Origin of the sequence: Streptomyces sp. NPDC088812, from assembly GCF_044750285.1 — a bacterium.
Lineage (GTDB): Bacteria > Actinomycetota > Actinomycetes > Streptomycetales > Streptomycetaceae > Streptomyces.
Genome location: NZ_JBIVJP010000030.1, coordinates 12,852 through 38,374 on the forward strand (window position 1 = coordinate 12,852; position 25,523 = coordinate 38,374).

At 71.4% G+C, this 25,523-nt stretch carries 20 protein-coding genes and 2 pseudogenes; 9 read left to right on the forward strand and 13 right to left on the reverse strand.

The annotated features are described in order from the left end of the window. Positions 1–295: 295 nt before the first annotated feature. Entirely contained in the window at positions 296–988 is a 693-nt protein-coding gene (locus ACIP67_RS38310; RefSeq protein WP_401698198.1) for an SDR family oxidoreductase, read from the reverse strand. Between the two features lie 175 nt (positions 989–1,163). Between ACIP67_RS38310 and ACIP67_RS38315 the strand changes: the two genes are divergently transcribed. Further along, positions 1,164–2,093, forward strand: coding sequence for a helix-turn-helix transcriptional regulator (locus ACIP67_RS38315; RefSeq protein ID WP_401698200.1), 930 nt, complete (start codon positions 1,164–1,166; stop codon positions 2,091–2,093). 129 nt (positions 2,094–2,222) lie between these two features. Here the strand turns inward: ACIP67_RS38315 and ACIP67_RS38320 are convergent, their stop codons facing one another. Further along, the gene (locus ACIP67_RS38320) at positions 2,223–2,957 is read right to left on the reverse strand and encodes a formylglycine-generating enzyme family protein (RefSeq protein ID WP_401698202.1); all 735 of its coding nucleotides are present in this window, start codon (positions 2,955–2,957) and stop codon (positions 2,223–2,225) included. A gap of 535 nt (positions 2,958–3,492) precedes the next feature. Then, positions 3,493–3,654: a hypothetical protein gene (locus ACIP67_RS38325; RefSeq protein WP_401698324.1), complete on the reverse strand. Its 162-nt coding sequence runs from the start codon at positions 3,652–3,654 to the stop codon at positions 3,493–3,495. 38 nt (positions 3,655–3,692) lie between these two features. Between ACIP67_RS38325 and ACIP67_RS38330 the strand changes: the two are divergent. After that, positions 3,693–3,995: pseudogene (locus tag ACIP67_RS38330) on the forward strand (DUF1566 domain-containing protein); the annotation flags it as partial. Here the strand turns inward: ACIP67_RS38330 and ACIP67_RS38335 are convergent. The 4 genes from ACIP67_RS38335 to ACIP67_RS38350 form a co-directional block, all read right to left on the reverse strand. Next, complete coding sequence (locus ACIP67_RS38335) at positions 3,941–5,047, reverse strand: LacI family DNA-binding transcriptional regulator (protein WP_401698203.1); 1,107 nt, start codon at positions 5,045–5,047, stop codon at positions 3,941–3,943. The pseudogene ACIP67_RS38330 and the gene ACIP67_RS38335 overlap by 55 nt on opposite strands. 91 nt (positions 5,048–5,138) lie before the next feature. Next, positions 5,139–6,203: a DUF2264 domain-containing protein gene (locus ACIP67_RS38340; RefSeq protein ID WP_401698315.1), complete on the reverse strand. Its 1,065-nt coding sequence runs from the start codon at positions 6,201–6,203 to the stop codon at positions 5,139–5,141. Further along, positions 6,185–6,958: an NAD(P)-dependent oxidoreductase gene (locus ACIP67_RS38345; protein WP_401698205.1), complete on the reverse strand. Its 774-nt coding sequence runs from the start codon at positions 6,956–6,958 to the stop codon at positions 6,185–6,187. Before ACIP67_RS38345 ends, ACIP67_RS38340 begins: the two co-directional genes overlap by 19 nt. Continuing rightward, positions 6,951–7,577, reverse strand: a complete 627-nt coding sequence (locus ACIP67_RS38350; protein ID WP_401698206.1) for a GDSL-type esterase/lipase family protein — start codon at positions 7,575–7,577, stop codon at positions 6,951–6,953. Before ACIP67_RS38350 ends, ACIP67_RS38345 begins: the two co-directional genes overlap by 8 nt. 669 nt (positions 7,578–8,246) lie before the next feature. Here ACIP67_RS38350 and ACIP67_RS38355 point away from each other — a divergent pair. The 3 genes and pseudogenes from ACIP67_RS38355 to ACIP67_RS38365 all read left to right on the forward strand — a co-directional run bounded on the left by ACIP67_RS38355 (position 8,247) and on the right by ACIP67_RS38365 (position 12,178). Then, positions 8,247–10,984 (forward strand): annotated as a pseudogene (locus ACIP67_RS38355) (Tat pathway signal sequence domain protein). Between the two features lie 82 nt (positions 10,985–11,066). Further along, complete coding sequence (locus ACIP67_RS38360) at positions 11,067–11,273, forward strand: hypothetical protein (protein ID WP_401698208.1); 207 nt, start codon at positions 11,067–11,069, stop codon at positions 11,271–11,273. A gap of 341 nt (positions 11,274–11,614) precedes the next feature. After that, complete coding sequence (locus ACIP67_RS38365) at positions 11,615–12,178, forward strand: hypothetical protein (protein WP_401698209.1); 564 nt, start codon at positions 11,615–11,617, stop codon at positions 12,176–12,178. On the opposite strand, the gene ACIP67_RS38370 is transcribed toward ACIP67_RS38365, so the two are convergent. The 4 genes from ACIP67_RS38370 to ACIP67_RS38385 form a co-directional block, all read right to left on the reverse strand. Then, complete coding sequence (locus ACIP67_RS38370; RefSeq protein WP_401698211.1) at positions 12,094–13,539, reverse strand: GH1 family beta-glucosidase; 1,446 nt, start codon at positions 13,537–13,539, stop codon at positions 12,094–12,096. The genes ACIP67_RS38365 and ACIP67_RS38370 overlap by 85 nt on opposite strands. A 33-nt stretch (positions 13,540–13,572) precedes the next feature. Then, entirely contained in the window at positions 13,573–14,508 is a 936-nt protein-coding gene (locus ACIP67_RS38375) for a carbohydrate ABC transporter permease (RefSeq protein WP_401698212.1), read from the reverse strand. A 20-nt stretch (positions 14,509–14,528) separates the two neighbouring features. Then, the gene (locus tag ACIP67_RS38380) at positions 14,529–15,527 is read right to left on the reverse strand and encodes a carbohydrate ABC transporter permease (protein ID WP_401698213.1); all 999 of its coding nucleotides are present in this window, start codon (positions 15,525–15,527) and stop codon (positions 14,529–14,531) included. A 100-nt stretch (positions 15,528–15,627) separates the two neighbouring features. Next, positions 15,628–16,935 (reverse strand): ABC transporter substrate-binding protein, encoded by a 1,308-nt coding sequence (locus ACIP67_RS38385; protein ID WP_401698316.1) that lies wholly within the window; start codon positions 16,933–16,935, stop codon positions 15,628–15,630. A gap of 341 nt (positions 16,936–17,276) precedes the next feature. Here ACIP67_RS38385 and ACIP67_RS38390 point away from each other — a divergent pair, with 341 nt between their 5' ends. The 4 genes from ACIP67_RS38390 (at position 17,277) to ACIP67_RS38405 (ending at position 20,249) form a co-directional block, all read left to right on the forward strand. Next, positions 17,277–18,290 (forward strand): LacI family DNA-binding transcriptional regulator, encoded by a 1,014-nt coding sequence (locus ACIP67_RS38390; protein ID WP_401698215.1) that lies wholly within the window; start codon positions 17,277–17,279, stop codon positions 18,288–18,290. A gap of 272 nt (positions 18,291–18,562) precedes the next feature. After that, on the forward strand, positions 18,563–19,219 hold the full coding sequence (locus tag ACIP67_RS38395; RefSeq protein ID WP_401698216.1) for a transposase: 657 nt from the start codon (positions 18,563–18,565) through the stop codon (positions 19,217–19,219). Between the two features lie 62 nt (positions 19,220–19,281). Next, positions 19,282–19,545, forward strand: coding sequence for a hypothetical protein (locus tag ACIP67_RS38400; RefSeq protein ID WP_401698218.1), 264 nt, complete (start codon positions 19,282–19,284; stop codon positions 19,543–19,545). Further along, a complete protein-coding gene (locus ACIP67_RS38405) occupies positions 19,542–20,249 on the forward strand; it encodes an SGNH/GDSL hydrolase family protein (RefSeq protein WP_401698318.1) in 708 nt (235 codons plus the stop codon). Before ACIP67_RS38400 ends, ACIP67_RS38405 begins: the two co-directional genes overlap by 4 nt. Before the next feature lie 120 nt (positions 20,250–20,369). On the opposite strand, the gene ACIP67_RS38410 is transcribed toward ACIP67_RS38405, so the two are convergent. Both ACIP67_RS38410 and ACIP67_RS38415 read right to left on the reverse strand, forming a co-directional pair. After that, a complete protein-coding gene (locus ACIP67_RS38410) occupies positions 20,370–25,055 on the reverse strand; it encodes a hypothetical protein (RefSeq protein ID WP_401698220.1) in 4,686 nt (1,561 codons plus the stop codon). Continuing rightward, positions 25,052–25,483 (reverse strand): hypothetical protein, encoded by a 432-nt coding sequence (locus ACIP67_RS38415; protein WP_401698222.1) that lies wholly within the window; start codon positions 25,481–25,483, stop codon positions 25,052–25,054. Before ACIP67_RS38415 ends, ACIP67_RS38410 begins: the two co-directional genes overlap by 4 nt. Between the last annotated feature and the right edge of the window lie 40 nt (positions 25,484–25,523).

Sequence of the window (25,523 nt, forward strand, 5' to 3'; positions counted from 1 at the left end):
CTGATCCCCCGGGGCCCGTGGTGTCTGCGAGGCGGGTCAGTTCTCTTCGGCCGCCGTGCTGGTGAGCCAGTCGGCGGCTTCGGCGTCGGTCATCGTCGGCACCTGTCCGTCCCCGGTGTCGGGGGCGGGACGCATGGGGCCGCTTCGGGCCTTCTGCGCGGTGATCCCCCGGCAACCCGTGCGGTGTGCGGGCGAGCCGCCACACGGACCGCGGTAACCGGCTCGCCACCCGCGTGAGGCACCTGGAGACCACGCTCGGGCCTTGACCCCGGCGTGGTGTGACGACCGAGCGTGGTCAGACGGGCTGGCCCATGGGCCGGATGGTCAGGGTGTTGAGGTCGACGCCCGTCGGCTGGTCGAGGGCGAAGCAGATGGCCTCGGCGATGGGCTGGGGAGGCAGGGCGAAGGGGGGAACGCCGGTGCCTTGCCAGAAGGGTGTGTCGATCATGCCGGGGTTGACAAGAGTGACACCGATGCCGCGGGTCGTGGCGTGCAGGCGCAGGTTCTCGGCGAGTCCGGTGGTAGCCCACTTGGTGGCCGAGTAGAGATTGGCGGGAGAGTTCTTCAGCCCGGCGACGCTGCCGAGGAGCACCAGCCGTCCGCCAGTGGCTTCGAGGTGGGGCAGGGTGGCATGGGCCAGCAGGGCGGGACCGAGGACGTTGGTGAGGACCATGGGCGACCACAGCGTCGGGTCGCCGGCCCCGATGGAGTCACCGGACATGAATCCGGCGTTGGCCACCGCCGCGTCAAGGGCACCGAAATGCTCCACGGTTCGGGTCACGGCCGACTCGGTGGCCTGCCAGTCCGCCGCGTCCGCGACCAGGCCCAGCAGCCGGTCGGGGTGGCCGGCCTCGTCGAGGAACGCCTTCAGTTTGCTCTCGTTGCGGCCGGTGACGGCCACGCGGTGGCCGCGGTCGATGAGCAACCGCGCGGTGTGGGCGCCGATACCGCTGGTCGCGCCGGTGATCAGTACGGTCTTGCTGGTCATGATCATGCTCCTGAAGCGTGGATGGGGGCGACGGACGGCGGCCCGCGATGAAGGAGTGCCGGTCAAGTCCGCCGACCCCACGAAACCGGCGCCGTCAGAGGCGGGCAAGGTCGCGTTTATGGGGGGTGTAAACACAACCTCTCTCTGTCGGCCGGACCATGGGTACCGTGGGCGGATGGAACCTCCGCCCGGAAACCACACCCGGAGTCACACGGACAACCGCTCGGACATCCGCGACTTCCTCATCAGCCGACGCGCCAAGCTCGCCCCGGAGCGGGTCGGACTGCCCACCAGCCGACGACGCCGGGTTCCGGGACTACGGCGCGAGGAGGTCGCGGCCCTCGCCGGCGTGAGCACCGAGTGGTACACGCGGCTGGAGAAGGGCCACATCAGCGGCGTCTCCGAGGACGTGCTGGAAGCGGTCGCGCGGGCATTGCTCCTCAATGAGGACGAGCGCACCTACCTGCTCGATCTGGCCAGAGCGGCTCGCCCCGCCCGCCGCAGGTCGCACCGCCGCAAGGACGTCAAGATCCCGTCTCCCGTCCAATGGATGGTGGACTCCATGACCATGGCCCCCGCCTTCGTACGCAACGGACGTTTGGACATCGTCGCGAGCAACGCGCTGTGCAGGGCCCTGTACTCACCGATGTTCGACAGCGACACCACCGGCGACCGGGGCGTCGCCAATTTCCCGCGTTACTTCTTCCTCGACCCCGGCTCCCCCGACTTCTTCGTCGACTGGGAGGAAGGCGCGAAGGCCACGGTCGCAGTACTCCGCGCCGAAGCCGGACGCGAACCTCACGACCGGGCCCTGCGTGAGCTCATCGGCGAACTGTCCACGCTCAGCCCCGACTTCCGCACCATGTGGGCCAGTCACGACGTCCGCATCCGTCACGAAGGCGTCAAGCGGCTGGACCATCCCGAAGTCGGCCGTCTGGAGATGACCTTCCGCCACCTGAACCTGCCCCTGCCTCAACGGGCCGTCCACGACCTGATCATCTACACGGCCGAGCCGGGCACCCCCTCGGAGGACCGCCTCAAACTCCTCGCCAGTTGGACAGCACCGCAGGCCTCACCCACGGAACCGATCCGCCCGCCCCGCTGACCTCGGAGGCTGACGGGGCGGTCGGTGTCGTGTCGGCGTACGCCAGAAGATACACAGGTTGATACAGCCGAAATGCACGTCTGGGGGGAGACTCCGCCCGTCGTGCGATGTCGGCCGTGGTGTCCGGTTCTACGCGGCCGGTGCCGCCAGGCGGAAGCCCACGCCGATCGCTTCGAGATCCGGCTCGTAGGCGCCGTGCCGGCGGGCGCACCGGGCCAGGTCTCGGTCGTGGCGGAAGGCGCCGCCTCGGGTGATGTGCCGGTCGAAGGCCCAGTCCTCGGTGCTCGGCACCTCGGCGGGCGCGCCGGGGTAGGGGGCGTAGAGGGTGGAGGTCCACTCGTCGGCGTTACCGGCCATGTCCAGCACCCCGAACGGGCTGGCGCCCTCGGGGAACGAGCCGACCGGCACCGTGGTGCCGATACCGAGGTCCACCAGATTCGCCAGGCCGGTGCGGTACTCCTCACCCCAGGGGAACTCCCGGCCGTCGTCTCCCCGTGCGGCGCGTTCCCACTCGTCCTCCGTGGGCAGCCGTACACCGAGGCCGAGCCGTTCCCCGAGCCACCGGCAGTAGGCCGTCGCCGCCTCCCAGACGACTCCGACGACCGGGTGGTCCGCCGGCGCCTGTGGGACCGGTCGGCCGGTGGCCGCCGCGAAGTGTGCCCACTGGCCGACCGTGACCGGGGTACGGGCGATCCGGAACGCCGGGACATGGATCTCCGCGCGCGGGGCCTCCTTCATGTACCACTCCACCGGCACACCGGTGTCCGCGTAGCGGCGGGCCACCGCGGCCACTTCGTCGACCGGCGTACCCCGGCGCAGCAACCCGGCCGGGACGTCGACCCAGTTCACCTGCTCCACCCGCATGCCTCCTCCTCCGCTCGAGCGGACAATCTAGATGATGTGGCCGGGCCGAGTCTGCGGTGGCCTGCCGCAGTCGGCGGACCCGGGCCGCCTCGGCCGTCGGCCCGCACGCCACTCCACTCCCCTGGTCGACGGCCGGACACCGTCGGCGGTGCCTCAGCCAGCTCGGACCGGACCCGCACGGCGTCGGCCGTTCAGCCCGTCGGGTCGGTGGTCACGTCGTACACCGCGGTGTGGAGGCGGTGAGAGCGGTCAGCAGCGCGATGCCGCCTCCGCTCTTTCGGGCGAGGCTGGGTGAACGCATGGTCAGTGTCCCTTCCGTGCTGAGGCGGTGCAGGAATGGCGCAGAGCGAAAGGGGCCGGGGTGGGCCCGAGCGCGCCGGCGCGGACACGGGGGTGCGGCTCGGTCGACGCGTGGCGCGCTACTGCACTTTGATGCACTTGTCACATGAGGTCAACACTTACGAACAGACTGCTTCTTAAAGGCTCAGATGGTTCACGTCTGGGTGTCGGGGACTCGGAAGGCGTGTGGTGGCTCTCAGGGATCGACGACCAGGAAGGACTTGTCGCGCTGGTAGGAGGCGTCGGTGTCGCCCTGGGGGTCGAGGCCGAGACGGCCGTCGGCCAGGCGGCGGAGACAGGAGAAGGGGCTGTTGCAGGCGAAGAAGGCTCGGGACTCTTCGACGGCACCGGTGCGCACGCAGAAGGCGGCGTTGCCGCGGAAGGCGACGCCGCCTCGTCTGGCAGCGTCAGACCGCCCCCGACAGCGAATCGTTCGCCGGAGCGCAGGCGTACTGCGCGAGCCTGGACCTGGCCGGCGGAGGGTGGCGGATGCCGACCCGGATCGAGCTGCTGTCACTGATCGACACCACCCGCACCGGCCCGGCCATCGACGTGTCGGCCTTCCCGGGCACCGCGGCGCCGCTGTGTGAGCTGACCCGGCAGGGACAGGTACCCGCTGGAGCCGGCGTCCCGGGGGAGCCGGCTCAGCGGGTACCGCAGGACGACCTGATGATCAGGCGGGGCTGCAGGAACATCTGACGGACCGGCACCTCGCCCGACTCGGGCGAGTCGATGCGGTCCAGCAGCAGCCGGGCCGCCTGCTCGCCGATCGCCCGCTTGGGCGGGGCCACGGCGGTGAGCGGTACGTCGGCGAGGGAGGCGATCTCGTCGTCGTAGGCGATCAGGGCCAGGTCACGCGGGGGGTACAGACCGCGCAGACGCATATGACGCATCAGCTCGATGGCGTCATGGTCCGAGTGCACCAGAGCGGCGCGCACGCCGTCGGCGAGGCAGGCGTCGAGGAACCGGTCGTAGTGCCGCGCGGCCTCACCCGATCCGAGCGTCGGCCGCCCGCTGTCGACCAGCGGACCGGTGGCATCCAGACCGAGGCGCTCCACCGCCGCCTGGTGTCCCTGGCGCAGCAGTTCGGCGGTGGGGCTGCCGTTGGTGAACAGTCCCACCGCGCGGTGGCCGAGGCCGGCCAGGTGCCGCACCGCGGCGAACGCACCCTGCCGGTGGTCGGAGGCGACGAACTCGCAGGCGGCGAACGGGTCGTGAGGCTGCCGCTCCAGCAGGACGTAGGGCAGGCCGGCGCTCCCCAGCTGTTCGAGGTTCTCCTCGGACAGGTCATGGCCGCCCGGTGAGGCCACGAGCAGCCCCGCCACACCGGACGCGGCGAGTTCCGCCACCCTCTCGGCGTCCTGTCCAGTGGCGTAGTCGCTGAGGCTGATGACCACCCGCGCACCGCGATCGGCGGCCACGGCCTGCACCCCGGCCACCACGCGCGGGTAGTAGTACGTCGCGGAGGGGACGACGAGCCCTATCGCGGGCCGGTCCGCTCCCGCAGGCGCCACGGCACGGCCCCGAGGCCGGGGCGCGTCCGGGGCGGCGTCGTCCTGACCGGCGGCCAGGACGGCGCCGCCCCGGACGCGGCTCAGCCTGCCCTCGCCCTCCAGGTCGAGCAGGTCCCGCCGGACCGTCGCACGGGACACGCCCAGGCGGGAGGCGAGGTCCACGACCTTGAGACCGCCGGAAGCTTTGAGCTCACTGAGCAGCAACTCGCGTCGCTGCGCGACGAGCATGTCGGTCATACGCGCCCCCCTCGGATGAACAGTTCTTGACAATCGTAGGGGAAAGTGCGCGGTGTTGCTCCAAACCGTGCGTTCAGCCCCGGGCCGGATGTCACCTCGACGCGGACGTCTCCGTCCCACCCCTTCCCGACGCGGCACGCACGTCGACCCGCTCGTGGTGGCCGTCGGGGAACCACACGTCGGTCATGCCGTCCGCGGCGGCGGCGACACGAGCACCCCCGAGGAGCGCCTCGCGGTCGTCGCGAAGGCGGGGATCGGCGGTGAGGACGACCAGCGTGGCCAGGAACAAGGGGGTGCCGAGGTGGTGAGGATGGTGGAGCACCGGGAGCGCGGAGTGCTTTCCGAACGCGTTGTTCCCCACGGCCTGGACCACGGTGCCCTCGCGGGGTGCGACATGGCCGTCCGGGATGCGCAGGCAGGCCAGCGCGGAGGTCAGTCCGTCGTTGCGGCGGACCGCCACCCAGCCCTCGCCCACCTCCGCCGTGCAGGCCCCGTCGTCATGGGCGAGGGCCCACCCCGTCTCGCGGACACCGTTGCCGGCCTGGGCACGCACATGGTGCAGCCGGATCTCCCACGGGCCGTGGACCGCGCTGACGGTGGAGATGGATCCGCGGGCCCCGGGGGCCGAACCGTCGTCGGCGTACCAGGAGGCCGCCGTACGGCCCTCGGTGTGCAGGCGGTGGATACGGCGCCGTCTGGACGCGGCGGATCCGTCGAGCACGGCGATGTACTGGTCCGGTGTGACGGTGCAGTCGTCGGCCGGGGTCTGGGGCGCGGTCGCGGTGGAGTAGGCGAGCCGGGAGTAGTGCGGGCTCTCCGGGTAGGCGGCGGGAGGGGGCGGCTGGCGGTCGCTGCCGTGGTTGACCAGCCGGACGATGCCGTCGGCCGCCGTACTGTGCAGGAGCCACCCCGGGCCGGGCAGCGCCAGCACCCGGTCCGTCGTGTCGACCGGGCCAGGTTCCTCGGTCGCGGTCCACACCGGATGGCCGGGCGGCAGCAGCAGGCCGAGGAACGCCTTCGACGCCCAGTACGGTGAGGCAGGCCCCGAATAGGCCTGGGTGACGGGCAGGTACGGGCGGTACCAGCCCAGGCTGAGCAGGCCGTCGGGGCCGGGCACGCCCCGGTCGGTGAAGTGTTTCAGCGCCCCCGAGGCCAGCCGCCGGGTGCGGCCGGGGGTGTGTGCACGCTGAGCACCGCCGACCGGGCGATGAGCTCCGGGAGCCGCGCCACCCTGGTGACGCCTTCCGCCCGGAAGACCTCGTCGCCCTGGTACGGGTCCCAGGCGAGGACTTCGGTGCCGATCCGGTGCAGCCGGCGGGCGGCCTTCTGGGCCACGGAGCCGAACGACACCAGTCCCACGGTCCGGCCGCGGATCCCCGGGACGTCCTCCAGAGGGGGCAGGGCACGTTCGGTGACGATCCGTCGGGAGCGGCGGTGTACGTCCTTCAGGGCCAGCACGGTCTGGGCGAGGACGTAGTCGGCGACCGGCTCGTTGTTGGCGTCGGCTGCCGAGACGACGGTGATGCCGCGTTCCCACACCGTGTCGCCGGCCAGGCCGCGGACCGAACCGGCGGCGGGCAGCACGGTGCTCAGCCGCGGGAGCCGGCCGAGCAGTTCCTCGGTGAGCCGGGGGGATCCCCAGGAGCAGACCAGCACCTCGGCCTCCCCTCGCCGGGGGTGGGCGGCGAGTTCGGAGCCGTCACGGCAGTCGGCCACCACATCGGCCAGCTCGTTCAGTTCCGCCCAGCCTGCCGGTCCGAGGAGTTCCTCGCGCAGGGCGGGTGTGATGACCACCGCGACGGCCGGGCGCCGGGCGACCGCTGCGGGCGTCGGCCGGTCCGGTGCGCCGGACGCGGTCCTGCCGTCGCGGGCGGCGCTTCCGTCGTCGCGGATGCCGGCCGGGCTAGCCAACGCGGACCAGCCGCGTCCACTCGGCGGCGAGCCGAGCGTGCCCGAGCGCGGTGAGGTGCACGCCGTCGTCGGCGATCGCCGTGGGGTCTCCGGCCTCGCGTGCCGCCTGGTTGAGCAGGCCGTCCGCCGCCAGCAGCTGCGCGTCGAACTCGGCGGCCAGGCGGCGGACCACCTGGATGCGCGGGTCGAGGTCCGCACGCCACTCCCACTGCTCCGGCCGCACGGGGACGAGGAACGGTTCGATCAGGACCAGCCGGGTGCCGCCGTCCCGGAAGGGAAGCAGCAGGGCGCGGTAGTCGCGCTCGTAGTCCGCGGTGGACGTCGGGTCCTGGGAGTCGTAGCGCCGCCAGGTGTCGTTGATGCCCACCAGCACCGACAGGACGTCAGGTTTCAGTTGGACGGCGTCGCGGTCCCAGCGGGCCCTGAGGTCGGCGGCGCGGTGGCCGCTGATTCCCCGGTTGAGCACGTCGGGGGCCGATCCCGTGGCAATGAGCGTTTCGGCCACGGCGGCGACATAGCCGTGGCCGAGACTCCGGTCGTCGTCGGTGTCACGTCCGGCGGCGGTGATGCTGTCGCCCTGGAACACCAGTCGGGCTGAACTCGGGATGTCGAAAGCCATGTTCTTTCCTGTCGAGACGGCAGGCCGGCGCCGGGCGGCGGGCCGGAGCCGGGGGTACGAGCACCGCGGACGCCGGTGGGCGCGCCGCGCTGCTCGTGGGCGGCCCGGAGCTCGTCCGGTCCGGTCCCCCGGTGAGCGCACTGATTGTGCACGCTCTGAACGAATTGAACAACCCTTCTCGCAAATCAGCTCACTGACGCTGCATTTTTGTTCATATTGCTTCATTCAGTTCGTCGTGCAAGGCGTCCTCATCGGCCGAAGCCTCCCTGATGTGTGCTCTTTCCGCTGACAGGCCGCCTGTTCCCCGGGTCCGGACCGTCCGATCCCCCTTGTGGCCGAACGAAGCCTTGTGCAACGTCTGGTTCGTTCAGGCGCGCTGGTGTAAGCATGTCCCCAGCCGGTCGGGCACCGGACGGGGAGCGAGCCGCAGATGCTCCCCCACCTCGCCCTCCGGCTCCTCGGCGACGCTTCGGCCGTCGCCGCGGGAAGCCGCGATCCCGTGCCGCACCACGCGCTCTTTCCGTATGCCCACGGCGCCCCGCAGCCCGGTCCGTGCCCGTCCGTGCCGGCCCGGCCGCCGGGTCCTGTTCTCCTTCCCGAACCCGGCCCCGCCCGGCCGGACGCCACCTCCCCCAGGCGCTCCCCTCCCCCGTCAAGGAGTTGACCACCGTGCCGCACATCAGTCGACGCACCATGCTCGCCTCGGCCGCCGCCGGCGGAGCCGCCGTCCTGCTCTCCTCCTCCGCGACAGCGGCGCAGGCGGCGCCCGTCCCGGCCGACGAGGCGACTCGGGCAGCGGATCTCACCGGTCACGACCCCGTGACCCTGAAGTGGCTCGAAGGCGGCACCCCGGCCGAGCTGGCGGCGGGCGCGACCTGGGGCGTGCCCTGGCCACGCGGCGCTTTCGCCCCGGACCAGCAGTTCTCCCTCACCACCGGCTCCGGCGCCGAGGTCCCGGTGCAGACCTGGCCCACCGGCTGGTGGCCCGACGGCTCGGTGAAGTGGACGGCGCACGCCGTGGCCGAATCCGCTCCCCGCGGTGAGACCTACCGACTGCAAGCGGGCACCCCTCAGGCGCCCGACACGGCCCTCCACGTGAAGACGACCAGCGGCGCGATCGTGGTGGACACCGGAGTCGTACAGGTCACCTTCGGCCGGTCCGGCAACGACCTGGTCAAGTCGATCACCCGCGGCGGCGTCCGGATCGCCGGCACCGGCCGGCTGATCGCCTCCCGCCAGGACAAGCCGTCCGACGAGTCCGCCGCCGTCGAGTCCGAGGCCTACACCGGCACCGTCACGAAGACGACCGTCGAGCAGAACGGTCCGGTCCGCGCGGTGATCAAGGTCGAGGGCAAGCACCGCAAGGGACCGCGGTCCTGGCTTCCGTTCACCGTCCGCTTCTACCTGTACGCCGGCTCCGACGCCGTCCGGCTCGTGCACACCTTCTTCTACGACGGCAACGAGCAGAAGGACTTCATCAACGGGCTCGGGGTCCGGTTCGCCGTGCCGATGCGCGGGGAGCTGTACGACCGTCACATCCGCTTCGCCGGCGACGGCAAGGGAGTGCTCGCCGAGGCGGTCCAGGGCATCACCGGACTGCGCCGCGATCCGGGCGCCGCCGTGCGCACCGCGCAGTACGAGGGCAAGACCACCCCGGACGCCTCGACCTGGGACACCCGGGTCACCAGCAGACTCCAGTGGATCCCCGCCTGGGGCGACTACCGCCTGTCCCAGCTCAACGCGCACGGCTACGAGATCCGCAAGCGCACCACGTCCGGCCACTCCTGGATCCGGGTGGACGGCGGGAAGCGGGCCGGCGGCCTCGCCTACGTCGGCTCGCCGACCGGCGGTCTCGCCTTCGGCATGCGCAACTTCTGGCAGCTGCACCCCACCGAGCTGGAGGTGACCGGCGCCGCCGGGGACACCGCCACCGCCACGGTGTGGATGTGGTCGCCCCGGGCCGGCGCCATGGACCTGCGCTTCTACCACGACGGCATGGGCCAGGACACCTACGCCGAGCAGCTGGACGCGCTGGAGATCACCTACGAGGACTACGAGCCCGGCTTCGGCAGCCCCTACGGTGTCGCCCGCACCACGAACTGACCTTCCGCGCGCTGGACGCCACGCCCACCTCGGAGCGGTTCAGCGAGCTGGCCGCGGCGAACGCCACCCTGCCGCTGATCGTCAGCAGTCCCGAACACAACCACTCCGCCGGGGTGTTCGGCGCCTGGTCCCCGGTGGACCGCTCCGACGCGCTGAAGAAGGCGCTGGAGGACCGCCTCGACCAGATGCACACCTACCACCGCGAGCAGGTCGATCAGCGCTCCTGGTACGGCTTCTGGGACTACGGCGACATCATGCACAGCTACGACGGCACCCGGCACACCTGGTGCTACGACGTCGGCGGCTACGCGTGGGACAACTCGGAGCTGTCCAGTGACATGTGGCTCTGGTACCACTATCTGCGCACGGGCGACGCCGCCGCGTTCCGCTTCGTCGAGGCGATGAGCCGGCACACCAGCGAGGTCGACGTCTACCACCTGGGCAAGTACGCCGGGCTGGGGACCCGCCACGGTGTCGTGCACTGGGGCGACAGCGCCAAACAGGTCCGCATCAGCAATGCCGGCTACCGGCGCTTCCACTACTTCCTCACCGCGGACGAGCGGATCGGCGACGTACTGCACGACCTGGTCGACTCCGACCGGACCTTCCTGGTCCTGGACCCCGGCCGCAAGCTGTGTGACACCCCCATCGAGCCCGATCCGTCGGCGCTCGGCGTGGGCACCACCACCGACTGGGGCGCACTGGCGATGGCGTGGCTGGCGGAGTGGGAGCGCAACGGCGACCCCATCGCCCGCACCAAGCTGATCAACGGGGCGAGCACCATCGCGGCGCTGCCCAACGGCTGGGTCCAGAGCGGGGAGATCACCTACGACCTCGCCGACGGCACGTTCACCGGCCCGAGCGAGAAGAGCGTCTCCGTGGGCTCCCTCAGTTCGGTGTTCGGGCTGATCGAGGTGATGACCGAGTTGATCGACCTGGTCGACCTGCCCGAGGTCAGAACCAAGTGGATCGAGTTCTGCCGCCTCTACAACGGCACCAAGGCCGAGCAGATCGAGGCCACCGGCGTCAGCTGGGGCAACCTCAACCTGGGGCAGGCCTACTCACGCGCCACCGCCTACGCGGCGAAGGAACTCGGCGACGGCACACTCGCCGCGCGGGCGTGGAGCGAACTGCGCAAGGGGGCCGCCGGCTACCCGGACACGCTGTCCTTCGTGCCGAAGCACTACGAGGGGCCTGCCGTCCTCAACCCCGTCGACGAGGCGCCGCTGTCCGCCAACGGCAGCGCGCAGTACGGGCTGGCGGCGATCCAGTGCCTCGCGCTCGTCGGGGACGAGATCGCCTGACCCACGACCGCTCCGGGCGGCGGGAGCCGCCCGGAACACCGGACCGGCCCGGCCCGTCCCCTGCGGGGGCTGAGGAGGAACCATGGCCGACGCACTCGTCGAACGGCGCCGCGGGCAACTGGTCACGGAACTGAAGGCGTCCGGCGGACGCAGGGTGGTCGATCGCCGTCAGTTGCACCTCCAGCCGGTTCTGATCGTGCGGGACTCCTGCGGCAGCGGCCTTCGGGCGACGGCGCGGACGCGACACGGCGTGCGCGAGCGGACCGCGCGGGTCGACGCGATCACCTGACCGGGAGCGGGGCCGCGGGAAGCCATTCCGTTGCCGGGCCTCTCCGGGCGAGACCCCGGCGTTCGGCTTCTCCGGGATGACCGACGGCTGCCGGATCAAGGGGTTCGGCGGCACCGCGAGCCATCCGAAACGATGAACTTCGAGCCAACGGGACGGAGGTCTTCATGCAGCATCAGCATCGTCACAGGGCCACACGGTGGCGGCCGTACATCACCGCACTGGCAGGCTTCGCCCTCGTGGGCGCCCTGCTGACCGGGCTCACGGGACCTGACGAAGCCGGCGCCGACTCAACGGCACACGGGTCGGCCGGCGCCGTAGCCGCTGCCGACGGACCGCGACAGATGGAACGGCTCGGCCGAGGAGTGGTCGCCGTGCGCTCAGGCGAGTCCGCGGTGTTCGTCTCCTGGCGTCTACTCGCCCTGGACCCGCAGGGAATCGGCTTCAACGTCTACCGTTCCACCGGAGGTGGCAGCTATCACTCACCAGCACAGCCGGGTCCGAGGTGGAGGGCGGGCCGGCCGCCTGTCCGGCCCGCCCTCCACCTGTTCGGCCGTCTCCGTGCTCCCGCCCCGACCGGCCACCTCGACGGAGAAGCGCAGCCCCGGCAGCGGCTTCGGACACCCCGACGGCACCGGCACCCGGCTGATGAGCTCCCCCTCGTGCCGCAACCGCACACGCCATCGGTCGGCACCGACGTGCCCGGTCCCGTGAACCAGCGCCGAGCCGCCGACCCGCGGAACGGGGCACACCGGTCGTCGCGGAGATGTCCACGCCGGTGTCGGCGACGGACTCGGTCAACGGGACGCCGCACCGGGTCCGGTCAGTCGTCGGGCAGGGTGCCGGTGCGTGCCACCTCGGAGTACCAGCGGGCGCTGGCCTTCGGGATCCGCGTGCCGGTCGGGTAGTCCACGTAGACGGCACCGAAGCGCTTGCCGTAGCCGTGCCCCCACTCGAAGTTGTCCAGCAGCGACCACAGGAAGTACCCGCGTACGTCCGCTCCGTCCGCGACGGCCTGGTGGACGGCGGCCAGGTGGCCGCGCAGGTAGGCGATACGGGCGGGGTCGTTGACCTGGCCGGAAGGGTCGGCGTAGTCGTCGCAGGCGGTGCCGTTCTCGGTGATGGCCAGCGGCAGCCCGGGGAAGTCGGAGGCCAGCCGCCGCAGCAGGTCGTACAGGCCGGTCGGGTCGACGGCCCAGCCCTTCATCGGGGTGGTGTCGCCCGGGGGCTGGTGGAAGGCGACCTCGTCGGCGGCCGGCCACGGGCTGTGGGCGCTGTTGCCGTGCCCGTCCGAGGAGTGACTGCCGCTGCCGTCGGCCCGGGAGACGAGGGTGGGCGTGTAGTAGTTGACGCCGAGGAGGTCGAGCGGCTGGTGGATCAGCGCCAGGTCGCCGTCCCGCACGTACGACCAGTCGGTCAGTGCGGCGGTGTCCTTGAGTAGGTCCTCCGGGTAGGCGCCGCGCAGCATCGGTCCGGTGAAGACCCGGTTGGCCAGCGCGTCGATGCGGCGCGCCGCATCGGCGTCGGCGTCGCTGCCGGTGAGCGGGCGCACCTGGTGGAAGTTGAGGCTGACCAGGCACCGGGCGTCGGCGGGGATGCGGTCGCGCAGTGCCTGGACGGCCAGGCCGTGGGCCAGATTGAGGTGGTGGGCGGCGCGCAGGGCGGCGACCGGGTCGGTGCGGCCGGGGGCGTGCACGCCGGAGCCGTAGCCGAGGAAGGCACTGCACCAGGGCTCGTTGAGGGTGGTCCAGGTCTTCACCCGGTCGCCGAGTGCGTCGGCGGCCAGGGCCGCGTACTCGGCGAACCGCTCGGCGGTGGCTCGCTCCGGCCAGCCCCCGGCGTCCTCCAGTTCCTGCGGCAGGTCCCAGTGGTAGAGGGTGACGACGGGCTGGATGTTCTTCTCCAGCAGCTCGTCGACGAGGCGCCGGTAGAAGTCGAGCCCTTTCTGCGCGGCGGGGCCGCGGCCGGTGGGCTGGATGCGCGGCCAGGCGAGGGAGAAGCGGTAGGCGCCGACGCCGAGGTCGGCCATGAGGGCGACGTCCTCGCGCCAGCGGTGGTAGTGGTCGGTGGCGATGTCACCGCTGTCGCCGTTGCGGACCCGGCCCGGGGTGCGGGCATAGGTGTCCCAGATGGACGGTGTGCGGCCGTCCTCCGCGACGGCTCCCTCGATCTGGTACGCGGCGGTCGAGAAGCCCCACAGGAAGCCTTCGGGGAAGGTGCGGGAGGCGTCCGGGGCGGACGCGGTCTGCTGCTGTGCTGCGGTGACCACGTGGTTCCTTCCGAGTTGAGGTGGTGCGGCGGGTCAGCCCTTGACGGCGCCCGCCATGATGCCGCCGACGATCTGCCGGCCGAAGACGACGAACATCGCCAGCAGCGGCAGCGTGCCGAGCAGCGCGCCCGCCATGATCAGGGACTGGTCCCGGACGTAGCCGGCGCTGAGCTGGGTGAGGGCGACGGGAACCGTCGGGTTGGTCATGTCGAGCACCACGAACGGCCAGAAGAAGTCGTTCCAGGCGTGCACGAACGTGATCATGAAGATGACCGCCATCGCCGGGCGGGCCACGGGCAGCACGATGCTCCAGAAGATCCGCAGCGAGTGCGCGCCGTCCACGCGGCCGGCCTCGACCAGTTCGTCCGGCAGTGCCTCCGACAGGTACTGCCGCATGAAGAAGACACCGACCGCGCTCACCAGGGTGGGGAAGATGACGGCGGGCAGCTCCTGCGACCAGCCCAGCTCGGACATCATCATGAACAGCGGTACGACGCCGAGCTGCGGCGGCACCATCATGGTGCCGATCACCAGCATGAGCAGGACGTTGCGGCCTTTGAACCGCAGCTTGGCGAAGGCGAATCCGGCCAGTGTCGCGAACAGCACCGTGGACAGGGCGATGGCACCGGCCACGATCGTGGAGTTGATCATGGCCTTGCCCATCGCCGCCTCGTCCCAGGCACGGGCGAGGTTGCTGAAGAGGTTGGGTCCGGGCAGGAACGGCGGCGGCGTCTGGCTGACCCGGGTGTTGTCGGTGGAGGCCGCCACCATCGTCCAGTACAGCGGGAAGATCGACAGGATCGCCGTGACGGCGAGCAGGACGTAGGCGAGCGGGCCCGCGTGATGCTGGCGGCCGGCGCGCCGGCCCGGCATCCGGATGCCGCCGTGGACGAAGGTCGTCTTCGACGCGGTCTTCGAGGTGGCCCGGTCCGTGGCGTCCGTCCGGACCGGGAGGCTGTCTGTGGTCATGGAGACTCCTGGTCAGCAGGTCAGGACGTACGGGGACGCAGGCGCTTGATCAGCAGCTGCGCCACGAAGACGAGGGCGAGCAGCAGGAACATCACCCAGGCGACGGTCGCCGAGCGGCCCATCTGGTAGTTCTTCCAGCCCTCCTCGTACAGCAGCAGGCCCAGCGTCTGGTACTGGTTGTCGGCGCCGCCCGTCACGCCGTTGGGCCCCTGCCCGAAGATCAGCGGCTCACCGAACAGCTGCGTCGCGCCGATGGTGGAGAGCACGATGGTGAAGACGATGGTGGAGCGGATGCCCGGCACGGTGACGTGCGTGAACTGCTTCCAGCGGGAGGCTCCGTCGATGGCGGCGGCCTCGTACCGGTCGGCGGGGATGGCCTGCATGGCGGCCAGGTAGAGCAACGCGTTGTATCCGGTCCAGCGCCAGATGACGATGGTCGAGATCGCGAGCTGGGCGGGCCACTTGTCGGCCTCCCAGTCCACCGGGTCGACGCCGACCAGACCGAGCACCCAGTTGATCATGCCGAAGTCGCGTTCGAAGATCATGGTGAACACGAGGGCGGCGGCACCGACCGAGGTGGCGTAGGGGACGAGCGAGGCGACGCGGAAGAAGAGCGAGCCGCGCATCCGGTAGTTGAGCAGGTGGGCCAGGCCGAGCGCCATCAGCAGCTGCGGCACCGTGGAGATGACGCCGATCGTGATGGTGTTCCCCAGTGCGTTCCAGAAGCGGTCGTCGCCCCAGAGCTCGACGTAGTTGTCGAACGCCACCCACTCCATGACGTCGAGGGTGGCCAGTTCCACCCGGTGCAGGGAGATCCAGGAGGTGTAGAGAAGGGGATAAAGGCTGAACGCGGCGAACACGACGAAGAACGGTGCGACGAAAGCGTACGGTGCGCCCTTGACGTCCAGCCGGTGCAGCAGCGCGCCGCGCCGCCGGCCTGCGCCTTCGCCGCCCGGCGTGCGGGACGGTCCGCGACGCCCCTCGCCGCCGACCTGGGCCTTGGTGGTGGAGGTGGCCACCGGACTTCCTTCCTTCGAGAGCTTCAGGTGCGAGCCGGTTGTCGGGCCCGGGCCCGCCGGTGACGTGCGGGCGGGCCCGGGTGGCCGGAAGGGCGACGGGTCAGCCGACCGCCTTCTCGATGCGCTCCGCGGTGGTCTGCCATGCCTCGTCACGCGAGGCGTCCCCCTGCTCGATCAGGGCCAGGCCCTGGGAGAAGGTGTCCTTGATCGTGCCGTCCTTGCGGCCGAGGACCTGCTTGTCCGGGATCTCCTGGGCGGCCTCGCCGAAGATCTGCCCGATCGGGGCGTTGTCGAAGTACTCCGAGGTCACCTTCTGCACCTCGGGGGAGTCCAGGGCCTCCTGCGAGGACGGAACACTGCCCTGCTCCTGGAAGATGTGCGTCTGCTGCTCGGGTGCGGTCAGCCAGGCGACGAGCTTCTTGGCCTCCTCCTTCACCGGGCTCTGCTCGACCACACCGAGGAAGGAACCGCCCCAGTTGGCGCCCTTGGGAGCCTTGGCCACGTCCCAGTTGCCCTTGTTCGCCTCGCCGGCCTTCTCGCTGATGTGGCCGAGCATCCAGGCCGGGCAGACAGCCGTGGCGAACGTGCCGTTGGCCAGGCCCGGATCCCAACCGGGCTGGAACTGACGGAGTTTGGCGGTCAGACCCTCCTCGGCGGCGTCGGCGGCGAGATTCCAGGCCTCCTTGACGACCGGGTTCGTCTCGTAGATGAGATCGCCCTCGGTGTTGTAGTACTGCTCGGGGTATCCGTAGACCATGGCGTTGAACAGGCCGCTGGCCGCGTCCGTGTACGCCACGTCACCGCCCTTGAAGTCCTTCTTGAAGGTGCGGCCGACCTCGACGAACTTCTTCCAGTCGCCCTCCCACAGCTTGGCGACCTCATCGCGGTCGGTGGGCAGTCCGGCCTTCTCGAAGTAGTCCTTGCGGTAGCAGACGGCCATCGGGCCGATGTCGGTGCCCAGGCCCAGCACCTTGCCGTCCTTGGTGGTGATCTGGGACAGCTTCCACGGCAGGAAGTGGTCCGTGCCCGTCACACCGGAGAAGTCCGCGAACTTGTCGGCCTGGGTGTCGACGATCTCCTTGGCCCGGCCGATCTCGATGCCCTGGATGTCCTTCAGGCCCTTGCCCGCGGCCAGCCTGGTCTGCAGGGCGGTGTAGTACGTCTGCTCGTCGCCGGCCACCTCGGCCTTGATGTCGACGTTCGGGTTCTCCTTCTCGTACTGCTCGAAGAGGCCCGTCTCCTTGAAGCCCATCACCCCGTACAGACCCACGGTGATGGTGACCTTGCCGTCCTTCTTGCCGCCGCCCGTCACCGATTCGTCACTGCCGCCGCAGCCGACGACGAGCGCGAGCGCACCGGCGGCCGCGACGACCCCGGCCGCTCTTCTGCGTAATGACCTGTGAAGCATGCTCATGTGTCTTCCTCCAAGCTATGGGCGCCGACGCACCGGGGTGGCGGGGGTATGCGGTGGCTATGGGGCTGTGGCGGACACGGCAGGCGATGGGAACGTGCCCACCTGAGGGATGGGAACGTGCCCAACTGGCGGTGGGAACGTGCCCACCGGCGGTTGGAAGACTCGTGGCAGCGAACGGCTATGTCAATGACTTGAAGACGATTCGTTGCCCGCCCGAGCACCCCGATTCGGTGGGTGACTCCGTGAGACCCGTGGCTGGCACGGTCGCGTCTGCCACAATTACCGCTGGTCACGTCCGCGGCCGGTGCTGCCGCGGTTGCCGCCGGGAGGGACACATGACAGGGAACGACCAGCCCACGATCAAAACGGTCGCCGCCCGTGCCGGGGTGGGGCGGACCACGGTGTCCCGCGTCATCAACGGCTCGGACCTCGTCAGCGCCGATGCCCGCGCGCGGGTACTGGCGGCGATCGAAGAATTGAACTACGTTCCCAACTCGGTGGCCCGGGGCCTGGTGACCAGCCGCACCGACGCGTTGGCCCTGGTGATACCGGAGTCCGAGAGCCGGCTCGGCTCGGAGCCGTTCTTCGCCGCCCTGATCCGCGGCGTCAGCGGTGCGCTCGCCGAGACGCGGACCCAGCTGCAACTCACGCTCGTCCGCGACCGGTTCGAGCGGGACCAGCTGGCCGCGACGGTGGCGACCCGCCGGGTCGACGGTGTGCTGCTGGTCTCGGTCCACGCACGTGACCGGCTGCCCGGGATGCTGGAGGAGATGGGGCTGCCGACCGTGCTGGCCGGCCGCCGCGACGAGCGGGAGCGGCTCAGTTACGTCAGCTGCGACAACGCCGGGGGCGCCGCCGCGGCCGTCCGGCACCTGCTGGACAGGGGCCGCCGCCGCATCGCCACCGTCACCGGGGCACTCGACATGGACGTCGGCCGGAGCCGGCTCGCAGGCTGGCGCGAGGGCCACCGCGAGGCCGGACTGCGGGCCGACGAATCCCTGGTCGAGGCGGGGGACTTCACCGAGGAGGGGGGCCGTCGGGCCATGCGTTCACTGCTCGAACGCGCGCCGGACCTCGACGCCGTCTTCGCCGCCTCCGACCTCATGGCCGTCGGCGCCCTGGCCGAACTCCGTCGCCAGGAGCGGCGGGTGCCGGACGATGTCGCCGTCGTCGGATTCGAGGACTCCATCCTCGCCCGCCACACCAGCCCGCCGCTGACCACGGTGCGTCAGCCCGTGGAGGAGCTGGGCCGGACGATGACCCGGATACTGATCGACATCACTCAGCACGGCGCGGACCGACAGCAGGTGACACTGCCGACGGAGCTGGTGGTGCGCGAGTCGTCCTGACGTGCTCCCGGGCCTCTGGGCCCTGTCGTCACATTCCCGCGGGCCCTGCGGCAGATGCGGGCCCGGGCGGATGCGGCCGGAGACATCGGCCGGCTGGTCCAGTTCGGCTCCGCCATCGTGCGCGCGCCCCTCAGCACGCCGCGGCCACGGGCCGAAGAAGAGGACCGTCCGGCAGGACGAAGCGGGTGATCACGCCCTCGGCCGATCCCGAGGCGGACTGACAACCGAAATCCACCTCGCTCGCGACGGCCGGGGACGGCCCGCTGGCCGTCATGCTCACGCCCGGCCGGCGTCACGACGGCGTCTGCGCAGGCCCACTTCTCGAGCGGATCCGAGTGCCCCGCCTCGGTCGGGGCCGACCGCGCTGCCGGCCGGACCACGTGGTCGCGGACAAGGCCTACGCCTCCCGCGGCTTCCGCGCCCACCCCCGCAAGCGCCGCATCAGCCACACCATTGCGGAGAAGCGGGGCCGGCAACGCCACCGCCGGGCCCAGCGGCCGAACCCGAAGAGGCCTCGCCCTCGTGCGCTCCGCGCCGGGTGGAAGCGTCCGGTGATGACGGCCGTCGGTGCCATGTTCCACCGCCCGCGGTGCGGAGCCTGGTGGCGATCCTGTCGTGGTAGCCGACAGCGTTCACGACGACGAGGGCCGGCAGTTCGAGGGGCTGCCGGCGGGTGGGAGAGCCGCGGGCGGTTGCAGCAGGGATCCTGCCTCGTCAGGTCGAGCTCGCCGGTGATCGAGAACAGGACAGCCACCGGAAGAACGTGCGTCCGGCCGCGACCCTGTAGTCGATCAAGAACCTTCCCCGCACCGGGCAAGTACCGCACCGGAGCGGTCGCCACCAGGGGGCGAGTGGTCGGCACACCGAACCCCCGTCACCCACAAAGACGCGCCCCACCCACCGACCCTGACTGTCCGCATTGGATCTAATGCACTGAGTGACGATCCTCTTATGGTCGAAGCGAGGCCAACACCGGATCCCTGGAGGATTCGTGGCACGCTTCCGCACTCGTCTGGCCCTGCTCGGCTCGGCCGCAGCTCTCGCCGCCGGCGCCCTTGTCCCCGCGCAGTTCGCCGGGGCCCAAGCCTCCGCCGCGGCCGAGGAGCACCAGTGGGTCGCCCTCGGTGACTCCTACACCGCCGGGGTCATCCGGGCCGCGGGCAACACCTTCGAAGTCCCGCGCGACGGCTGCGAGCGCACCGACCGGGCCTACCCCAGGTCATCGACCGCGACCTCGGCGGTCTCTTCGAGCTGACCAATGTCAGCTGTGGCGCCGCCACCATCGAGAACGTCACCGACACACCCCAGCACCCGATCGGCCGTCACCTGCCGCCCGTCTCCGAGGACCCGGACCATCCCTTCCCCGCGGTGCCCCCTCAGTCCGAGGCGGTGGGCCCCACCACCGACGTCATCACCGTCGGCGTGGGCGGAAACACCCTGGGATTCGCCGACCTCCTCATGAAGTGCCCGCAGCTGGGCGGCGAAAGCGGCGGCGTGGGCACCCCGTGCAAGGACGCCCTGGGCGCCGGCATCCCGGCCCGGCTGAAGAAAGTGCGCCAGGAATACGACCGGATGCTCAGCGTGCTCCACGAGCGCGCCCCGCACGCGAAGATCCTGGCCGTCGGCTACCCCACGGTCATCCCCAAGGACACCTCCAGTTGCAGCTTCGGCGACCTGACGCAGTTCGGCACGATCACCCAGGGCGACCTGGTCTGGCTGCGCCAGGACGTCCTGGAACCCCTCAACAAGGCCATCGCGAACTCGACCGGCACACAGGAAGCCGCCGGCTTCGTCGACCTCCACACCTCCTCCCAGCACCACAGCGTCTGCGACGACACCAAGTGGGTCGAAGGCTTCGTCACCCTTCCTGACCAGCTGTCCTTCGTGCACCCCAACGCCCTCGGTCACCGCAACGCCGCCGACCACGTCGAAGAAGCGATGCTGAACGCCATCAGCTGAGCCGACCCGCACCCGGCACCCCGCCGACGATCCCCCCACAGTGAACCGGCCTTCGGCATCAGCCGGAGGCCGGTTCCGCGTTCCGGGCACACCACAGTCCCACCCAGCGCACCAGGGCCCTCATTCCCCGGGGCAGGTCCGCTCCTGCGGCAGGCCGTCCGCGTACCGGTCCCATTCCGCGTCGGTGAGCCCCTGTCCCGTCACGGCGCAGGCCGCCCCGACCGGGTCGTCGACGACGGCCACGGCGTGCCGTACGTCCCAGTGGACGAGCTGCGCCGGACGCACCTTCTGCGCCATCCAGGACGAGTCGAGTTCGGTCGTCGCGTCACCCGCGGTGATCAGGCTGTACCGGTCGGGGGTGAAGAGGACGAGTTCCCCCATCGTCTCCCCGTCGCCCGTCACCGAGGCGAGGGCGATCGGGCGAGCGGCGTCGGTGACGTCCCACAGCAGGGTTCGGTCGCTCTCGCCCCACGTGGACGCCGCGAGCATCGTGCCGGTGGAGTCGAAGGCGACCGCGGCGGCCTTGCCGATGTTCCCGCCGACCGAGCCCAGCGGCCGGGGCCGCGCCGTCGTACGCGTCGGCTCGGCGATGTCGTACAACGTGATCTGCTCGCTCGCGTCCGCCAGCGCGAGGCGGCGGCCGTCAGGGCTGAACTCCACGGTCACACCGGGGACCTCGCGGGCGCCGAGGGCGACGAGACGCCGGGGGCGCGAGGGGCTGCTGACGTCCCACAACGACGTGCCCTGCTTCTCCGTCGCCACGGCCAGAGTGGGGCCGACCGGGCTGAACGTCATGGCGTTGACCTGGCTGAGGGGGAGCCGGGCCAGACGGCGCAGAGCACCGCGACGGCCGACGTCCCAGAGCTCCATCTCCTCGTAGCGCCCCTCGAAGTCGTCGCTCGCCACCGCCAGCGCGCCGCCGTCGGCACTGAACGCGAGGGTGAGGACGCCGCCCCTGGTCGTGGCGGTGTCCAGCAGGCGCGGATGGGCGGTGTCGGCGATGTCCCACAGCCGGATCGTTCCCGTCGAGGAGCCGGTGGCCACCAGGCGTACGTCACGGCTGAACGCGGCCGTGGAGACGTCCTCGGCGTCGAGGGACGACAACCGCCTGGGAGCCGTCGGCCGTGTCGCGTCCCACAGTTCGGCCGGCAGCATCGGGCCGTCCAGGTCGTTCTCGTCGTACGCCTGCGTGAGGGTCAGCAGTCCCCGGTCGGGAGTGAACGCCGCAGCCGGCACTCGGATGTTCGGTGCGGAGGTCGACGCGTCCCGTCGCAGGCCGATGCTGTCCGCGAGTTCCCACACCGCGGCCCGACCGTCGTCGGAGGCCGTGGCGATCGTACGGCCGTCCGGTGCGAAGGCGACCGAGGTGACCGCGTCCCTGTGGTCGGTGAAGCGGGTCAGGAGGCGGGGGTAGAACGGCTCGCGGACGTCCCACAACTGGGCCGTTCCGTCAGTGCCGACCGTGGCCAGCCGTCGGCCGTCCCGGCTGAACGCCACGCCTCGCACGGGACCGGCGTGCTCGGAGAGCGTGGCCAGGGGCTGCTGGTCCTGGGTATCGACGAGTTGCTCGATGCTCCACAGGCCCACGCCGTTGTCGCTGGTGGCGGCCGCGAGGGTGTCTCCGTCGGCGGCGATCGACACCGAGAACACCTCGGTCTGCGCGGTCCCGAAGATCGGTACGAAGCCCACGTCGACGGGCTCCGAGCGGTCGGTGAGGGACCAGATCGTCGGCGCCGGGCCCGCGCCGTCCACCACGGCGGTGCGCCCGTCCGGGCTGAACGCCACCCCGTGGACCGGGCCGCTGCTGCCGCCCTTCAGCACGCTCAGCCGACGCGGCGCCTCCGGCTTCGTCACGTCCCACAGCACCGCGTCGGTCCCCGCCCCACCGGTGAGCAGCGAACGGCGGTCCGGGCTGAAGACGACGGCTTCCACCCCGCGGGTGAGTCCACGGAGTTCGGCGACGCGGCGCGGACGGCCGGGATCGGCCACATCCCACAGGGTGACGGAGCGGTCCTGGCTCCCGACGGCGAGGGTGCGTCCGTCGGGGCTGAATCCCACGGCTGTCAACGCGGCCTTCTGCCGGGGCAGCCGGGCGATCCGGTGGGGGTGGGTCCGGTCTGCCGCGGCCCCGGCTCCGACCGTCCCGGGCGCGTTCCACAGGATGACCGTGCGATCGGTGCTCGCCGTGGCGAGGACGCGTCCGTCCGGCCGGTACGCGATCGATTTCACCTGGCCCGTGTGGCCGGTGAGGAACGTGACGCGATGGCGCTCCACGAGCGTGGAGACCAGCCCGGTCCGGCCCTCGGGGGTGGGGAAGAGCCGCTGGGCGGCCGCGCCGAACCGCAGGGCGTCGTCCGCCTGTGTGTCGCGCAGGGCGTCCGCGTGCAGGACGAGACTGCGGGCGACCGACCTGCGCTGCTGGTCCTCGGCTCGTTCACGCTGCTCCGTCGCGCTGTTCCAGAGAGCGGCGAACGTGCCGGAAGCGGCCAGCAGTACGCACAGCACGACGCTGAGGTACCTGCGCGTGCGTCGCGTTCTGCGGTGGCCGGCCGACACGCTTGCTTCGAGGAACGCGCGGGCGGTGGTGTCGAGGGGGATGGCCGGAGGAGTGTCGGAGGTCAGCCACGGCCGGACGCCGGCCAGCCGGCCCCCCGTGTACAGGTAGGCGGCGCCGCGTCCATGGCGCAGCCAGAGGGCGGCGTCCTCGGTGAGCTGCTGGTGAACGGGGAGTTCGTGCTGCGCGTCCCGGATCCATGTGTTCAGTCGCGGCCAGGTGTGCAGCAGGGCCTCGTGGGAGATCTGGGCGCTGTCGCGGTCCACGGTGACCAGGCGGGCGCGGGCCAGACGGTCCAGGACCCGGGCGTCGGGGGCGGACCGGCGCGGTGGCACGTCCGCCCCGGATCCTGCTTCGCGTACGGCGTCACTCCCGTCGCCGTCCCGCTGTCCTGGCGTGCGCCCGGGTGGCTGCTCCTGCGCCGTGCCGCCCACGTCGGTGGTGCGCAGCGGACGCCGTACCACCTCGCCGCCGCTGGTGATCTCCACCATCCGCAGGAGCAGGGGGCGCAGCGCCGCCCGCTCCGGTTCGTCCAGGTCGGCGTACAGCCGTTCCGTGGCCGTGGCCACGGACTGCCAGATGCCGCCGGTGGCCTGGTAGCCGGCGAGGGTGAGGACGGCGCCGTCCCGGGCGAGCCAGGTCTCGCGCAGGGCGTGGGCCAGAAAGGGAAGGGCCGTGTCGGGCGCGGTCTCCGGTGACACCGCGGCGCGCCCCCGGCCCGTGGTGTCCCGCTCCCGGAGGTCGTGCAGGAGCCGTTGGACCAGGCCGGTCTCCAGGGTGAGGCCGGCACGGCGGGCGGGCTCTTCGATCGCCGTGCGCAGGGACCCGGTGGACATGGGGGTGAGGGAGATCTGTCCGCGGGCGAGGGCCTGGGCGAGCGGCTCCTCGGCGAGACAGCTGCCGTAGTGATCGGCACGGACGCCGATGACGACACGGGGACTTCGGAGCCGTACGGCCGTCCCGGAGGCCTGGGCCGGGCCGCAGAGCAGACGGATGAACCGCCGGCGTTCCCCGGGATCGGCGGCTCGGGTGAAGATCTCCTCGAACTGGTCGACCACGAGGAGCCCGCACGGCGGCCGGTCGTCCCGAGGCGGGGGGAGGCACCCCTCGGTGAGGTCGGCGAGCACGTCGTCGAAGGGACGGTCGACGGCCTCCGACCACAGCCGTGCCAACGCCTGAAGCGGCTGCGCACCGGGCGCGGGGAGCAGCAGGACGGGCCAGGGTGCGGCAGGGGTGGAGCCGGCTTCGTGCCGCAGCTGCAACTCGGGCAGGAGGCCGGCCCGCAGGAGTGAGGACTTCCCGACACCCGACGGCCCCACCAGTACCACGGGATCGGCGGTGCGGGCCCGGCACACCCGTGTCACCAGGTCCGCGACCACGTCGTCGCGGCCGGTGAAGTGGATGTGGTCCTCGGCGGTGAAGGGCTTCATACCGGGATAGGGACACGGCACGTCGGCGGGCGGTGTCCGGAGGGGCTCGGCGGCTGTGGGATAGGCGCGGTTCGCGGCGACGACGAGGCGGCCGAGCGTGCCCTCGCTCCACTGGCGGGGGGTCACCGGCCCGTCGGCGAAGGCCCGTACGAGGGCGTCGTGCAGGTCGTCGAGGGTGAGCACGGGCGGCCCGCCGGGATCGCCGTCGCGCAGCAGTTCCAGCAGCCGGCCGCTGAAGAGGGTGTGCCGTGCGCCCGGGGGCGCGAAGGACGCGGCGAAGTGGGAGGCGGAGGTCAGCAGGAAGCTGCCGTCGGGCCGGGCCGAGGCGAAGGGGTCCGCGGTGCGCCGGCCCCGCGGTGCGCCGGCACGGCCGGAGAAGCAGCAGTCGAGGATGACGGCGCTGCCGCCGACCGCTCTGCCGAGCAGGTCCTGGACGGTTCGGTAGGGCACGGCGTGGGAGATGCTCTCCGCGTGGCGGCTGCCGTGTGTGGCCAGGTGGAGATCGTCCTTCGGGCCGAGCAGGCCATGGCCGACGTAGTAGAAGAGGACGGGTCCGTCGGCGTGTTCCACGGTGTTCTCCAGCACCGTCACGACATCCGGTGGGGAGGCGTCGGCCGGCAGCCGGAGGATGCGCTCCGGTGCCATCCGGCAGGTGTCCGCCAGAAGCGACTGGAGGTCGTCGAGCGTGGTGTCGACTCCGGGCAGTCCGGACAGCTGGGAGCCTTCGACGTGGTGCCCGGTGCCGACCAGTACGGCGTACGCGCCCGGCGAAGCGAGGCCGAACCCCGGCGGCTCCCTGTCCGCGGGCCGGTTCGCGGTCACTCGGGAGGCTGGGGGTCAGGGTCGGGAGTGCCGGTCGGCTCCTCCGACGGCGGCGACATCAGGTCGGCGGTCAACCGCCGTGCCAGCTCCGCGGCTTGATCGGCGTCCATGCCCTTGACGTGGGTGGAGACGATGGTGACCTCCCGGCCGTCGGCCTGCCGGACGGTGATGGTCTGGCTGCCCCTGCGGGTCTGGGCCCAGGCCACCACGGCTCCGGCGAACGCCGCCGCCACGCCACCGGGTTCGAGGAGCGCGAGCAGGGCGTCGGTGGCCACTCCCATCTCGCCCGGAGGGGGCGTCGCAGCCGTCTGCCGACGGGTCCGGCCGCGTAACTCGGGCTGCTCGTCCAGCCATTGCCGCAGCAGCTCGCACGGAGCCGCTCCGTCGCGCCGAGCGTTGTCGTCCCGCACCGTTATGGTGATGCGCATACTTCCCCCCGAACCTGTGACCATCCGCATACACATCGTA

Bases quoted from the DNA above. Each gene is read 5' to 3' on its own strand.
- ACIP67_RS38320 (WP_401698202.1), bottom strand. From the start codon at position 2,957: ATGCGGGTGGAGCAGGTGAACTGGGTCGACGTCCCGGCCGGGTTGCTG.
- ACIP67_RS38365 (WP_401698209.1), top strand. From the start codon at position 11,615: ATGGAACGGCTCGGCCGAGGAGTGGTCGCCGTGCGCTCAGGCGAGTCC.
- ACIP67_RS38350 (WP_401698206.1), bottom strand. From the start codon at position 7,577: ATGGCTTTCGACATCCCGAGTTCAGCCCGACTGGTGTTCCAGGGCGAC.
- ACIP67_RS38315 (WP_401698200.1), top strand. From the start codon at position 1,164: ATGGAACCTCCGCCCGGAAACCACACCCGGAGTCACACGGACAACCGC.
- ACIP67_RS38385 (WP_401698316.1), bottom strand. From the start codon at position 16,935: ATGCTTCACAGGTCATTACGCAGAAGAGCGGCCGGGGTCGTCGCGGCC.
- ACIP67_RS38375 (WP_401698212.1), bottom strand. From the start codon at position 14,508: ATGACCACAGACAGCCTCCCGGTCCGGACGGACGCCACGGACCGGGCC.
- ACIP67_RS38310 (WP_401698198.1), bottom strand. From the start codon at position 988: ATGACCAGCAAGACCGTACTGATCACCGGCGCGACCAGCGGTATCGGC.
- ACIP67_RS38360 (WP_401698208.1), top strand. From the start codon at position 11,067: ATGGCCGACGCACTCGTCGAACGGCGCCGCGGGCAACTGGTCACGGAA.
- ACIP67_RS38395 (WP_401698216.1), top strand. From the start codon at position 18,563: ATGCTCACGCCCGGCCGGCGTCACGACGGCGTCTGCGCAGGCCCACTT.
- ACIP67_RS38415 (WP_401698222.1), bottom strand. From the start codon at position 25,483: ATGCGCATCACCATAACGGTGCGGGACGACAACGCTCGGCGCGACGGA.
- ACIP67_RS38335 (WP_401698203.1), bottom strand. From the start codon at position 5,047: ATGACCGACATGCTCGTCGCGCAGCGACGCGAGTTGCTGCTCAGTGAG.
- ACIP67_RS38390 (WP_401698215.1), top strand. From the start codon at position 17,277: ATGACAGGGAACGACCAGCCCACGATCAAAACGGTCGCCGCCCGTGCC.